Origin of the sequence: Catellatospora coxensis (genome assembly GCF_016862635.1) — a bacterium.
GTDB lineage: Bacteria > Actinomycetota > Actinomycetes > Mycobacteriales > Micromonosporaceae > Catellatospora > Catellatospora coxensis.
The window spans coordinates 41,025-53,702 of the sequence record NZ_BONI01000031.1 but is presented as its reverse complement, the minus strand read 5'-3'; the positions used below and the strand labels follow the sequence as shown (position 1 = coordinate 53,702).

16 protein-coding genes are annotated in these 12,678 nt (G+C 73.4%); 14 read left to right on the top strand and 2 right to left on the bottom strand.

Going from position 1 to position 12,678, the window contains the following annotated elements:
• Positions 1-67 precede the first annotated feature (67 nt).
• Together Cco03nite_RS19280 and Cco03nite_RS19275 are read left to right on the top strand one after the other, a co-directional pair.
• Positions 68-601 carry a GNAT family N-acetyltransferase gene (locus tag Cco03nite_RS19280; RefSeq protein ID WP_203693528.1) on the top strand — a complete coding sequence of 178 codons (534 nt, stop codon included), beginning with the start codon at positions 68-70 and terminating at the stop codon, positions 599-601.
• A gap of 10 nt (positions 602-611) precedes the next feature.
• On the top strand, positions 612-1,070 hold the full coding sequence (locus tag Cco03nite_RS19275; RefSeq protein WP_203693527.1) for a GNAT family N-acetyltransferase: 459 nt from the start codon (positions 612-614) through the stop codon (positions 1,068-1,070).
• Positions 1,071-1,091: 21 nt separating this feature from the next.
• On the opposite strand, the gene Cco03nite_RS19270 is transcribed toward Cco03nite_RS19275, so the two are convergent.
• A complete protein-coding gene (locus Cco03nite_RS19270) occupies positions 1,092-1,394 on the bottom strand; it encodes an alpha/beta fold hydrolase (protein ID WP_203693564.1) in 303 nt (100 codons plus the stop codon).
• 248 nt (positions 1,395-1,642) lie between these two features.
• On the opposite strand from Cco03nite_RS19270, the gene Cco03nite_RS19265 reads away from it, so the two are divergent.
• The 12 genes from Cco03nite_RS19265 to Cco03nite_RS19210 all read left to right on the top strand — a co-directional run bounded on the left by Cco03nite_RS19265 (position 1,643) and on the right by Cco03nite_RS19210 (position 12,029).
• Positions 1,643-3,490 carry an ABC transporter ATP-binding protein gene (locus Cco03nite_RS19265; RefSeq protein ID WP_373314275.1) on the top strand — a complete coding sequence of 616 codons (1,848 nt, stop codon included), beginning with the start codon at positions 1,643-1,645 and terminating at the stop codon, positions 3,488-3,490.
• Positions 3,491-3,510: 20 nt separating this feature from the next.
• The gene (locus Cco03nite_RS19260; RefSeq protein WP_203693526.1) at positions 3,511-4,497 is read left to right on the top strand and encodes a serine/threonine-protein kinase; all 987 of its coding nucleotides are present in this window, start codon (positions 3,511-3,513) and stop codon (positions 4,495-4,497) included.
• Between the two features lie 49 nt (positions 4,498-4,546).
• Positions 4,547-4,930: a VOC family protein gene (locus Cco03nite_RS19255; protein ID WP_203693525.1), complete on the top strand. Its 384-nt coding sequence runs from the start codon at positions 4,547-4,549 to the stop codon at positions 4,928-4,930.
• A 132-nt stretch (positions 4,931-5,062) separates the two neighbouring features.
• Entirely contained in the window at positions 5,063-6,664 is a 1,602-nt protein-coding gene (locus tag Cco03nite_RS19250) for a hypothetical protein (protein ID WP_203693524.1), read from the top strand.
• A gap of 238 nt (positions 6,665-6,902) precedes the next feature.
• Positions 6,903-7,301: a group I truncated hemoglobin gene (locus tag Cco03nite_RS19245; RefSeq protein WP_203693523.1), complete on the top strand. Its 399-nt coding sequence runs from the start codon at positions 6,903-6,905 to the stop codon at positions 7,299-7,301.
• Positions 7,302-7,303: 2 nt separating this feature from the next.
• Positions 7,304-8,464, top strand: coding sequence for a globin domain-containing protein (locus Cco03nite_RS19240; protein ID WP_203693522.1), 1,161 nt, complete (start codon positions 7,304-7,306; stop codon positions 8,462-8,464).
• Between the two features lie 14 nt (positions 8,465-8,478).
• Positions 8,479-9,102: a DivIVA domain-containing protein gene (locus Cco03nite_RS19235; RefSeq protein ID WP_203693521.1), complete on the top strand. Its 624-nt coding sequence runs from the start codon at positions 8,479-8,481 to the stop codon at positions 9,100-9,102.
• Positions 9,103-9,181: 79 nt separating this feature from the next.
• Positions 9,182-9,583, top strand: a complete 402-nt coding sequence (locus Cco03nite_RS19230; protein ID WP_203693520.1) for a helix-turn-helix domain-containing protein — start codon at positions 9,182-9,184, stop codon at positions 9,581-9,583.
• Positions 9,584-9,664: 81 nt separating this feature from the next.
• Positions 9,665-10,006, top strand: a complete 342-nt coding sequence (locus Cco03nite_RS19225) for a hypothetical protein (RefSeq protein ID WP_203693519.1) — start codon at positions 9,665-9,667, stop codon at positions 10,004-10,006.
• Positions 10,006-11,022, top strand: coding sequence for a serine hydrolase domain-containing protein (locus Cco03nite_RS19220; protein ID WP_203693518.1), 1,017 nt, complete (start codon positions 10,006-10,008; stop codon positions 11,020-11,022). The genes Cco03nite_RS19225 and Cco03nite_RS19220 overlap by 1 nt, the downstream gene beginning before the upstream one ends.
• A 31-nt stretch (positions 11,023-11,053) precedes the next feature.
• A complete protein-coding gene (locus tag Cco03nite_RS19215; protein ID WP_203693517.1) occupies positions 11,054-11,434 on the top strand; it encodes an ArsR/SmtB family transcription factor in 381 nt (126 codons plus the stop codon).
• A complete protein-coding gene (locus tag Cco03nite_RS19210; RefSeq protein ID WP_203693516.1) occupies positions 11,409-12,029 on the top strand; it encodes an SRPBCC domain-containing protein in 621 nt (206 codons plus the stop codon). The genes Cco03nite_RS19215 and Cco03nite_RS19210 overlap by 26 nt, the downstream gene beginning before the upstream one ends.
• A 110-nt stretch (positions 12,030-12,139) precedes the next feature.
• Here Cco03nite_RS19210 and Cco03nite_RS19205 read toward each other — a convergent pair whose 3' ends face one another.
• Complete coding sequence (locus Cco03nite_RS19205) at positions 12,140-12,535, bottom strand: hypothetical protein (protein ID WP_203693515.1); 396 nt, start codon at positions 12,533-12,535, stop codon at positions 12,140-12,142.
• Positions 12,536-12,678: the final 143 nt, after the last annotated feature.

The following is a 12,678-nucleotide window of genomic DNA, read 5'->3' as shown; positions in this document are numbered from 1 at the left end:
ACGGGGAGTCCTGCCGGGCCGGACGGCGCGTGGAATCATTCGAGCGCCGACCCGCAGGAGCAGACCCATGACCTATGTCGTACGCAGGACCGAGCCGGGCGAATGGCAGCAGCTGCGCGCCCTGCGGCTGGAAGCCCTGCGGGACTCACCGACCGCCTTCGGCACGACGTACGCCGACGCCGCCGCGCTCGCCGACGAGGCCTGGCAGCAGCAGGCGGAACAGGGCGCGAGCTCGCCGTCCACGGCGACGTTCATCGCCGCCACCCCCGACGGCCGCTGGGTGGGCATGGCCGGCTCCGCTCCGGTGGAGGTCGTCCCCGAGACTTTCTGCATCCAGGGCGTCTACGTGACGCCTGCACACCGAGGTCGGGCGGCCGGACTGGCGGCCCGGCTGGTCGATGCCGCGATCGCGCGGGCCCGCGACAACACCGACGCGTCGTGGCTCACCCTGGGGGTGCACGAGGACAACGGGCGCGCGCAGGCCTTCTACCGGCGGATCGGGTTCACCGACACCGGCAAGGTCGTGCCCTGTCGCCTCGATCCATCCAGGAAGATCACGATCCTGGGCTACGAGAGATTCCGCCTGACCACGGCCCGCTAGGGTGGCGATCATGGGAGATTGGGCTACCCGACCGGCTTCACCGGCCGATGTCGAGACGGTGGCGGAGTTGCGGGCAGTGGTGCTGCGAGCGGACCTGGAACGGCTCGGGCGCTACGACGAGCACCGGGTGCGGCAGCGGCTGCGGGACAAGTTCGCGCCGGAGCACACCCGGGTGATCGAGGTCGGTGGCGCGTTCGCGGGCTGCGTGACACTGCGCCCGGCCGAGGACGCCCACTGGCTGGAGAACTTCCTCCTCGCGCCGCACCTGCACGGCGGCGGCACCGGCACGGCCGTGCTGTCTGGGCTGCTGGAGCAGTGCGATCGCGACGGCATCGTGGTCCGGCTGCAGGTGCTGCAGGGCAGCGCGGCCCGGCGGCTGTACGAGCGGCACGGTTTCACGGTCGAGTCCGAGGACCCGGTGGACGTGTTCATGAAACGCGAGCCGGCTCCCGCCTCGCCCGCCGAGTGACCATCTGACGTCGGTCCGGAGTCAGCGGATCGGGGCGGCCGATCGACCGGCGTGGTCCAGATGTGTGCGGACGGCCTCCAGGAACGCGTCCGGCGCGTCGCGGTGGATGCAGTGGCCGGCCGGGATGGTCACCAGGCGGCCGTGCGGGAAGCGGGCCGCCATCGCGGCGATGCCGTCCTGGGGCAGGAAGCTGTCCGGGCCGCCGCGCAGCGTCAGCACCGGGCAGGTGATCGCGGCAACCGCGTCCCACCAGGCCGGGTCGGGCGCGTTGAGCTGGCCCACGATGTGGCGGCCGATCTCGTGGTCCGGCACCGTGAAACCCATCGGGAGTGAATCTTGTGCAGTCAGGGCTGTTCCAGCGACACCAACTGCACAAGATCCGTGATGGGGCCTGGCGGCGGCGAGCGGTGCATCGCCTCTCCGACAGGAACGAATCGGCTGCTCACTCCTCATCGGGCATACGCTCTTCTCGGGCCGCCGGTGGGGTTGCGGCTCAAGGGGAGGCTGCTGTGTCCGCACCGTCCGAAACAGTCGCCGAGAGCGCGGCCGCCACCGATTCCGTCCTGCCGAAGATGCGCACCATGTGGTGGGAGGAGGGGGTACGTGCCCGCGCCGACGCCGGGCTGCGCACCCTCGCCCAGGCCCTGCCCCGGCTGGTCGGCACCGCGCTGCGCATCGCCTGGCGCGCCGACCGGGCCCGCACCGCGATCGTGCTGTCCTGCACCGTGCTGGCCGGGGTCATGTCGACCGCCGGGCTGCTCGCCACCCAGCAGGTCCTCGTCGGGCTGTTCTCCGCCGCGCCGACGCCGGACCGGGTGGCGACGGCGCTGCCCGCGCTGGTCGTGCTGGCCGGGGCGGCGGCGCTGCGGGCGGGCATGGGCATCGCCACCGGGTACGCCCTCAACGGGTTGACGCCGCGGGTGGACCGGGCGGTGCAGCGGCAGCTGTTCGAGGCGACGACCGCGGTGCGGCTCGACGCGTTCGACGAGGACGCGTTCGCTGACGACATGGAACGCGCCGCGCGCGGCATGGAGTCGGTGATCGGCCTGGTCAACGCGATGATGGCGCTGGCCGCGGGGGCGATCGGGGTGCTCGCGGTGGCGGTGGCGCTGGTCGTGGTGCACCCGCTGCTGCTGGGCGCGATGCTGCTGGCCACGGTGCCGAACGCGTGGGCGGCGCTGCGGGCCGGGCACCTGGAGTACCAGACGTACCTGGCCGGGTCGGTGCGCAGGCGGCGGATGTGGATCCTGAACCGGCTGATGGCCGACCGGATGACCGCGGCGGAGCTGCGCGCGTACGGGCTGCGCGGGTTCCTGCTCGGCCAGTACGACACGGTCATGGACACCGAGACCCGGATTCAGCTCGACCTGGCGCGCCGGGTCACCACCACCAACGCGCTCGGCGCGATGGCGGGCGGCGTCGCGACCGGGGCCGTGTACGGCCTGCTCGGCTGGCTGCTGCTGGACGGGGCGATCCCGCTGTCGGCGGCGGCCACCGCCGTGATCGCGCTGCAGGCCGCCCGCCATTCGCTGTCCACGGTGACCTACCAGGTGGACTCGCTGTACATGGAGGGCCGGCACTTCGACGACTACACCGGGTTCATGCAGCGGGCGAAGGCGCACGTGCCCGACGCGGACGGCTCGCTGCCCGCGGGCGAGCTGGAGACGCTGCGGGTCGACGCGGTCAGCCTGAGCTATCCGGACCGGGACACCCCGGCCGTCGACGCGGTGTCGATGGTGGTGCGCGCCGGGCAGACCGTGGCGTTCGTGGGGGAGAACGGCTCGGGCAAGACCACCCTCGCCGCGGTGATCGCCGCGCTGCGCGCCCCGTCGGCGGGCACGGTCAGCTGGAACGGTGTGCCGTTCACGCAGCTGGATGCCGACGGGCTGCGGGCCCGGATCGTGGTGGTGTCGCAGGACTACTGGAAGTGGCCGTTCACCGCGGAGGTGAACATCCGCCTCGGCGAGGCGGGCGCGCCGGTGCAGCGCGAGCGCGTCGAGGCGGCGGCGCGGCGCGCGGTCGCCCACGACATGATCATGCAGTTGCCGTACGGGTACGACACGCTGCTGGACCGCACCTTCGCCGACGGGCAGGACCTGTCCGGCGGGCAGTGGCAGCGCATCACCGCCGCGCGCGGCTTCCTGCGCGACGCGGACCTGCTCATCATGGACGAGCCGTCGTCGGCGCTGGACCCGCGCGCCGAGGACGCCCTGTTCCAGGCGATCCGGGACCGGCAGGGCCGGCGGACCACCATCCTGATCACGCACCGGCTGGCCAACGTACGCCACGCCGACGTCATCTACGTGCTGCACGAGGGCCGGCTGATCCAGTCCGGCCGCCACGACGAGCTGATGGCGGCCGGCGGCCGGTACGCGGAGCTGTTCACGCTCCAGGCCCACGGTTACCTGGATGCCGGCTGATCTGCTCATATCATGGCAAGGTGGGCGAGGTGCCGGAAGAGACCGTGCGTGAGCTGTACACGGCGCTGCCCGAGGAGTTCACCTCCGCCCGTGACGCGGCGGCGGCCGCGGTCAAGGCGGCCGGGCACGGCGCGCAGGCCACGGCGATCAAGCGGCTGCGCCGGCCCACCGTCGCCGCGTGGCTGGTGAACCTGCTGGCCCACCGCGCGCCCGAGCGCATCGCCGAGCTGACCGCGCTGGCCGCCGAGCTGCGCGACGCCCAGCGGCAACTGCGCGGCGCGGATCTGCGCGCGCTGACCGTGCGGCGCCGCGAGCTGCTGTCGGCGCTGGCCGAGCAGGCGGCGGGCCTGGCGGTGCGTGCTCAGCCCGCGTTGAGCCCGGCGAAGCTCCCGCTGGCCGAGGTCGAACAGACGCTGGCCGCCGCGCTGGCCGATGACGAGATCGCGGCCCAGGTCCGTGCGGGCACGGTCGTCAAAGCGGTGTCGTACACCGGATTCGGCGCGGCTTCGGCATTCGGCGGCGCTGACACCGAGGACGAGGGCGACGACGCGGACGTGGTGGTGCTGCCCCGTCGGCCGGCCCGTACGGCACGAGCCCGCACCGCGCCCGCGCACGATGGAGCAGCCGCGTCCGCCGGAGGTCGCGCCGGCCGCCGAGCAGCGGCACAGGGCGACCGGTCAGCCGACGATGCCCGGCCGGTGCGGGAAGCTCGCGCGCCCGAGCCGCCCCGGGTGCCGGTCGGGTTGCGGCGGGAACTGGAGTCCGCGCGTGAGGCCGAACAGCGGGCGCGCGGCGAGGTGGACCGGGCGCGAGCGGCCGAGACGGCGGGGGCCGACGAGTTGGCGGAGATCAGGGACGCGCTGGCGGCGCTGGAGGAGCGGCGTTCCCGGGCGCAGCAGGAGGCGAACAGGCGGCGGGCGGCCCGTACGGCGGCGGAGCGGGCGCTGGCCGCGGCGGTGCGCCGCACCGCGAAGGCGCAGGCGGCGATCGACGCCGTGACGGCATGACGGCGGCCCCGGCCGGGGTCGGATCGGCACACAGCAGGAGGAGCAGACGATGTTCGGCAGGACGCGGGCGTTCTCGGGGTTCTCGGTCGACGACACCGAGCGGGCCAGGCGGTTCTACGGCGAGACGCTGGGTCTGGAGGTCACCGACCTCGGCGGCGGAATGCTTCGGCTGGAGCTGGCCGGCGGCGGTCAGGTGCTGATCTACCCGAAGCCCGATCACGAGCCGGCGACGTACACCATCCTGAACTTCCCGGTCACCCACCTGGAGGCCGCGATGGGCGAGCTGCGGGAACGGGGGGTCGAGTTCGAGCGCTACGACACCGACGACCTGACGACCGACGCCACCGGGGTGTCCGACACCGACCCGGGGCCGCGGATCGCCTGGTTCAAGGATCCGGCGGGCAACATCCTGTCCGTGCTGGAAGAAGACTGAACGCCGCGTCCTCTGGCGTGGCCGGCCTCCGGGCCACTACGGTGACGGCCCAGGATGTCCACCGGCGGCCGGGTGCCAGACGGGGAGTGGCGCATGGCCGGGGCGGGACCGGGCGTGGCTCGGCGTGCGATCGTGAGCGGGCTCGCGGTCGCGCTGCTGCTGCCGCTGCTCGCGTGCACCGGCGGTGCTCCGCGCCGCGACGACGGGCGGGTGGCGCTGTCGCCGGAGCAGACCGCTGCCGCGCTGGCGTCGCCGGATCCGGCCGAGCGCCGCCGCGGGGCCTGGTCGGTGCTGGCCAACCTGGGCGTCGCCGTGTACACCCCGGCGGGCGAGCCGGTGCTGGCCGGGGTGAGCCCGGGTCCGGACGGGTTGCACGTGCTCGAATCGCAGGTGGACACCCTCGCCGAGATGGCGGGCACGGCCCAGGAGCCGATGCTGGACTTCGTACGGCGGCTGTCCGCGCTGGGCGTGCGGCGTGCCCCGGCGGAGTTGCTGGAGCTGTACCGGTCGGCGTACTGGCAGGCGCGGGACAGGTGGCTGGTGCGGCTGCTGCAGGCCCGCAAGGTGGACTTCTCCGGCGACGGCGAGCTGGGGCCCTCGGTCGACGCGCTGTCGGAGTGGCTGATGCTGCTGGACGGGTTCGTGGCCCCGGTGGCGGCGAGCCGGGTGCCCGAGCGGGCCGGTGAGCGGCCCGCGCCGGAGGCGGCCGGCTGGGGCGTGGTGTACGCGGCGGGCGGGCGGGAGCTGTCGTTGGGCGGCGCGCCCGCGACGGCGTACGTCCAGGCGGTGTTGCGCTGGCAGGGCGTGCGGATCCGGATGTCGCCGCAGGCCGCGCGCCTGGCCCAGGGCGCCGGTGGTCCTGGTGACGTGCTCGACGTCGTCGCGACCGTGGACACCGCGCAGGCCGCCGCGACGGGCTTCGGGCCCGCGCCGCTGCTGGTGGCGAGCGCCTCCGTGCCGGGCGCGGTCGAGCTGGCGTTCTCGTCGCCCGCGCAGCTGGCCGGGCATGTCGAGCTGGGCGGGGGCGGGCCGCAGCGCGCCGTCACCGACACCGCGGGGCGGGCGACCCTGCGCATGCGGGCCGTCGCGGATCCGGGTGCTCCGTCCGATCCCGAGCGGACCGTGACCGGGCTGGTGCAGGCCACGGCGGTGGACGACCTGCGGCTGTTCCGGGCCGTGTTCGCCGGTGCGCCCGAGGGCCTGGCCGCGTTCCTGGCACCGATGCCGCGGCCGGTGGCGGCGCTGCCGGTGACCGCCACCTGGCACGGCGCGGAGGACTGCGCCACGTTCACCGACGGCGAGTGGTCCGGCACCGCGACGGTGTCGGGCACGGTCCAGGTGGCCGGGGCGACGTTGCGGCCCAACGGCGGGCAGGTCAGGTTCCGGCTGGTCGTGGCGGGTGGCAACGTCGTCGGCGGCGAGGTCGAGCAGGTGGTCGACCTGACCGGCACGGTGGGAGGCCGGCATATCGTCGCGATCCTCGACGGGGTGGGCCCACCGGCCGGTGCGGCCGGCGCGGCGACCTTCGCGTACACCACGAGCACGCTGGAACGAACCGTCGGCGACCAGGAGGTTCCCGCGGTGAAGCTGGCGGCCCAGGGGCGGTTCACGCCGCGTGCCGGGGACTGCTCGACGCTGACCGGTGACCTGTCGCTGACGGTGCGCGGCGCCCGTGCCGCCGACGGGATCACCGGCACTCTCACCGCCCGATTCGAGGCCACCAGCGCCGGCTGACGATTATCGAACATGTGTTCTAAAACACACGCCGTATATTAACCGACTACTGGTTGACACCAAAGTGACGCATCTATATATCCTGATGGTGCGCGGATAACCAGTGGTTTGATGGGCGGCCTTCGGGCAAACCGCTGGTTGTGCCGGTGTGCTCCACCACGTCCGAACCGGGTGCGGGCCCGGACCGGGCGAAAGCCGGCTCCGCGCAGCTCACCACTGCGATGACGGAGGCGGAACGATGTCAGACAGTCCAGGAGCTACCACCACGGCCACCAGCGCATACGACCTCATCGGCGGCGCGCCGTCGGTGCGGGAGGCGGTGGACCGGCTCTACACCTACCTGCTCGCCGACGAGCAGCTCGCCGACTACTTCGACGGCATCGACCTGCCCCGGCTCAAGGGTCACATGGTCATGCTGCTCACCCACGTGCTCGGCGGCCCCACTGCATACCCGGTGGAGAACCTCGGCCCCGCGCACGCCCGGCTGAACATCAGCACGGCCCACTACCAGCGGGTCGCGCAGTACGCCGCCGGAGTGCTGTTCGAACTGCACGTCCCGATGGACATCATCCTCCAGGTCGGACAGGTGCTGGCCAGCGTCCAGCCCCTGATCGTCGCCGAGCCGGCGGCGGTCTGAGGATGGACGCGCAGCGCCTGCAGGCCAGCTTCGCCGCCGTGCAAGCCCACGGCGACCGGGCCGCGCACCACTTCTACGCCTTCCTCTTCGTGGCGTATCCGGAGCTGCGCGACCTGTTCCCGGTGTCCATGGCCGGCCAGCGGGACCGGCTGCTGCAGGCGCTGGGACACGTCGTGTCCCACGTCGACCGGTTCGACCAGGCCGTGCCGTACCTGGAGGGACTGGGCCGCGACCACCGCAGGTTCTCGGTGGTCGCGGCGCACTACGCGCAGGTCGGGCAGGCGCTGCTGGCCACCCTGGAGCACTTCCTGGGCGATCGGTGGACCGCCGACCTGGCCGCACAGTGGTCGGCGGCGTACGACCAGGTGTCGGGCACCATGCTGCGGGCGGCCGAGCACGCCGCCCGCAGCCAGCCCGCCTGGTGGACCGCCGACGTGCTCGAACACGAACACCGCGGCCCCGACCTGGCCGTGTTCACCGTGCGCCCGACCATGCCGCTGACCTACCGGCCCGGCCAGTCGGTGGCCCTGGAATGCCCGCTGCGGCCCCGGGTCTGGCGCTTCCTGTCACCCGCCAACACCCCGCGGGCCGACGGCACCATCGAATTCCACGTCCGCGCGCAGCCCGGCGGCGAACTCAGCCCGGCACTGGTCCACCAGTTGCGCGAAGGCGACCAGGTGCGGCTCGGCGCGCCGATCGGCCGGCGGCTCACCCTCACCCCGGGCGGCGGCCGCGACCTGCTGCTGATCGCCGCGGGCACCGGCCTGGCCCCGATGCGCGCCCTGGTCGAGCAGGTCGAGGTCGAGACCGCCGCCGGGGTGCCCGCCCGGTCCGTGCAGCTGTTCGCGGGCGCCCGCGGCGTCGGCGACCTCTACGACCTGCCGACCCTGCGCGGCCTGGAGGCAGCGCACCGCTGGCTGAGCGTGCTGCCGGTGACCCCGGAGGAGCGCGGCGGCGACGACGTGCTCGGCGCGGCCCTGCGCACCACCCGGCTGCCCGAGCGCGAGGTGTACGTGTGCGGCCCGCCCGCGCTGGCCGGAAACGCGCGCGAGGCGCTCGCCGCCGCGGGCGTGCCCGCCGCGCAGATCCACCTCGAGGACTACGACGGCGCGCGCTACCAGCCGTCCCAGGCACCCGCGGCGAGCACCGCCGCGGTCCGATGAGCACAGGGGGAGCAGTGACCACAGTCAGCGCGTACGAGCAGCCGGACCTGCGCAAGCGGGTGCCGCACACGCCGGAGTCGATCGTCCGCCACCACCTGCCCGACGCCACCGGCCGGCGGCGCGGGTACGACAAGGAGGCCGTCGACCGGCTGCGGCGTACCCTCGCCGAGGACGTCGACGCGCTCAACGCCTACATCGCCGCCCAGCAGGCCGAACTCGACCGGGTCAAGCGGCTCGGCGACCGGCTGCAGCCCGTCGACCCGGCCGTGCGGGCCCGGCAGGTCGCCGCCGAGGCGGTCACCCTCACCGCCCGCGCGCAGGCCCAGGCCGACACCGTGATCGCCGCCGCCCAGCAGCAGAGCCGCCTCATCGTGGAGAGCGCCGAGAAGCAGGCCGCGCACATCCTCGACGCCGCCCGCCGCGACGCCGACCGGGCCGCGGCCAGCTACCGCGCCAGCGCCGGGGGCGCGTACAGCCCCGACCGCGAGCGCGAGGCCCGCGACGTGGCCATGCTGGCGACCTGCCTGCGCTCGCTGGAGGCGGCCCGGTCCAACCTGCCCGCCATCGAGGCGCAGTTCGACGCCGTGATCCTGGCGTTCGCGCACCAGCTGCAGCACCTGAGCCCGTCGCCCGACTGACCACCAGGACCGCCGACGGCGTCGTGTCCTAAATGGAGTGAACATGACCGGCCCGGCCTGCCCGTCAGATGATGTCCAGATGCCATCACGCCCCGTGTTGCCGATGTTCGCTTTGCGTTACAACCGGCTGCTGGACGCGATCCAACCCGGCGGCGTACGCCAGACCGACGAGATGGTCGCCCGCGCCGTCGACGTGTCCGCGCAGTACATCGGCATGCTGCGCACCGGCAAACGCACCAACCCCGGGCATGAGCTCGTCGGGCGGATCGCCGCGCACTTCGGCGTCGACGTGGCGTACTTCCTCGACCCGGAGCGGGCCGCGGCCGTCGACCGGGAACTGGAGCTGCTCGGCGCGCTGCGCGACACCAAGGTGCGCCGCCTCCTGCAGCGCCTGAGCGGCCTGTCCCCGGCCAGCCTCGACCTCGCCGCCGAGGTCGTGGAACGCCTTCGCCTGCTGGAAGGCCTGTACGACGACAAGTAAAGGAACGGTAACCTGCCGGTGGGACACTGCCACGCGGCCAGGCCGGCGGAGCCGGCGCGACGGCAGTGATGAGGCGGACACGTGTCGGATCACACGGTGCACCGGCTCCCCAGACCGCAGGGGCTGACGGCCAGCCTGACGATCGGCGCGCTCGTGCACGTGCTCGCCGCCCTCGTCTACGGCGGGCTGTCGCTGCTGCGGCTGGAGGGCTGCGACAGAGCGGACGGGCTGGCCGCCGGCTGGGCCCTCGCCGTCCTGCTCGACCTGCTGCTGGGCGGCGTGCTCCTGGCGGGCGCGCTGCGCCGCACCAACGGCAACCGATGGGCGGTGCTGGCCGGCTGGGCGCTGACGCTGGTGCCGTTCGGGGTGCTGGTGCGCATCGTCATGCTCTACATCGCGAATCTGCCCAGCGGCTGCGCCTGATGGCGCCGCAGCAGTCCCGTCGCTCGTTCCCACCTGCGCGGCAGTTGCGTCCGGTCTCGGCGCAGGAGGTCCGGCGGCTGGCCCGGCACGCGGGTTACCCGCCGGCGGAGCCGCTGGTCGCGGGAATCTCGCGCAGGAACGCGCCGCCGGTTTACGCGCGCGCGGGCCGCACCCCGGCGGGACGGCCGTTCGGCGAGCACACCCCCGTCTACGCCGCCTCGCTGTCCAAACAGGTCACCGCGGCACTGGTGGCACTGGTCATGCGCCAGGGAGGGCTGGCCGTGGACGAGCCGCTGTCACGGCGGCTGCCCGAACTGCCCGCGTGGGCGGACTCGGTGCGCCTGCGCCACCTGCTGCACCACGTCGGCGGCCTGCCCGCGGACGAGCTGGTCGACCGCGCCCTGACCGGTGACCGCACCACGGCCGGGGTGCTGGCCGCCCTGCGGTCCCTGCCCGAACCCGCACGCCCGCCCGGCACCGCGTACACGTACTCCAATGCCGGCTACGTCTGCCTCGCCGAGGCGGTGCGCCGGGCCGCCGGTGTCGACCTGCCCGCGCTCGCCGACGACCTGCTCCTCAAGCCGCTGGGCCTGGCGGCCACCCGGTTCTGGGACGGCCCCGAGCCCGCTCCGCCCGGCGCGGAGCCGCTGTCGCCGGTCCCTCCCGCGCCGCTGTCACTGGGCGACGGCGGACTCTGGAGCACCGCCGCCGACCTGCTGAGCTGGTCCGACGCGCTGAACGACAGCCGGCTCGGCGTCAGCGGGCTGCTGCAGGCGCCGGGCCGCCTCGACGACGGCACGGTGCTGGACTACGCGTGGGGCATGGGCGTGCGGCAGCGCCACGGCTTGACCGTGTACCGGCACGGCGGCGGCTGGCCCGGCGTGCGCAACGTGCTGGCCCGGGTGCCCGATCGAGGCCTGAGCGTGGTCGTCATCGCCCTGGACGACGACACCGACCGCACGGTGAAACTCACCGACAGCCTGCTCGACCTGCTGCTCAACGAATACCGGGTTTGACTTATATAAGTCATGGCTGTAACTTCGGGCTGTGCACGCCTTCGACGTACTCGGTGACCCGGTCCGGCGGCGGATCCTCGAACTGCTGGCCGGCGGCGAGCGGACCTCCGGCGCGCTGACCGAGGTCGTCCAGGCGGAGTTCGGCATCTCGCAGCCCGCCGTGTCCCAACACCTCAAGGTGCTGCGCGACAACGGCTTCGCGACCGTGCGCGCCGAGGGAACCCGCCGGCTGTACGCGGTTGACGCGGCCCCGCTGCGGGAAGTGGACAGCTGGCTGGACCACTTCCGCGGGTTCTGGAGCCAGCGCCTGGACGCGCTGGGCACCGAACTCGCCCGGGGCCGCCGCGAACGCCGCCTGCGCGAATCAGAAGACAAGGAGAAACCTGATGAAGGACATCACCGAGCAGCTTGAGGCGATCCGGCGCGAGGTCGCCCGGCGCGACGGCGGCGACCTCGGCGACCTGGCCGCCGTGCTGGTCAAGCGCACCTACCAGGCCGACGTCGAGGACGTCTGGGACGCCATCACCAGCAAGGAGCGCCTGCCGCGCTGGTTCGCCCCCGTCACCGGCGACTTCCACGAGGGCGGCAGTTTCCAGGTCGAGAACATGGCCTCCGGCGACATCCTCCAGTGCCGCCCGCCCCAGTTGCTGCGTATGACGTACGGCGGCCCGACCAGCATCGTCGAGGTCCGCCTGACCGCAGCCGGCACCGACGTCACCGACCTCGAAGTCGAACACACCGTCCCCATCGCGATGGCCGGCAGCGGCGCAGGCGCCCTCTACGTCGGCCCCGGCTGGGACCAGGGCCTGCTCATGCTGGCCCGCCACCTCGGCGGCGAGCACATCGCCGACCCGCTGGCCGACCAGAACTCCGTGCCCGGCCAGGAGTTCTCCCGCGGCTCCATCCAGGCCTGGGCCGACGCCGTCCGCACGTCCGGCACCGCCACCGAAGACGAGATCACCGCCTCGGTAACCGCCGCCGCCACCCACTTCGCCCCCGACCTCTGACCCACCCCCCACCCTCGCCGCGGCGATCTTGCGTCAAGTGTGGGTACGACACGCCTATAACCGGCATAAGGGCAACAGTTCGCGCAAGATCGCCGAGGGGGAGGGGTGGGTCAGGCGGGGTGGGCGAGGGTGAGCCAGTGGTCGGTGACGGTGAGCCAGATGGTGCGGTGGGTGCCGTCTTCGTGTCGGGTCCAGGCGTGCGGGTCGTGCAGGGCGCTGATCGCCGCCGGGGTCATCGGGTCGCCGTCGTGCCAGCCCTGGTCGTAGTAGGGCTCGCGGACCTCGACCAGTCCGCGTTCGACCATGTCGGCGACGACCGACGCGAAGCGTGGGATCAACGCGCAGCGCTCCTCGTGGGTCAGCGTGGACGGGTGGTGGCCCGCGCCGGACGGCAGCCGGTTGGCGCGCAGATCCCACTCGCCGATCACGTGGCACAGTTCGGCCTCGTCGATCGTGGTGTGGACGACGGCGAGCTGTTCCACGGTGAGTTCGTCCCAGATCGTCACCACGTCATGCTGACACCTCGGCCAGATCGTCGTGCGCCTGCTCGGCCGGGCCGCCCTCGGCCGGGCCTGGCTGGAGCGGCTTCGAGTCGGCGGACCTCGGTGACCCGCAGGTGGCTCGGCGATGCGGAAACCCGACCCACCGC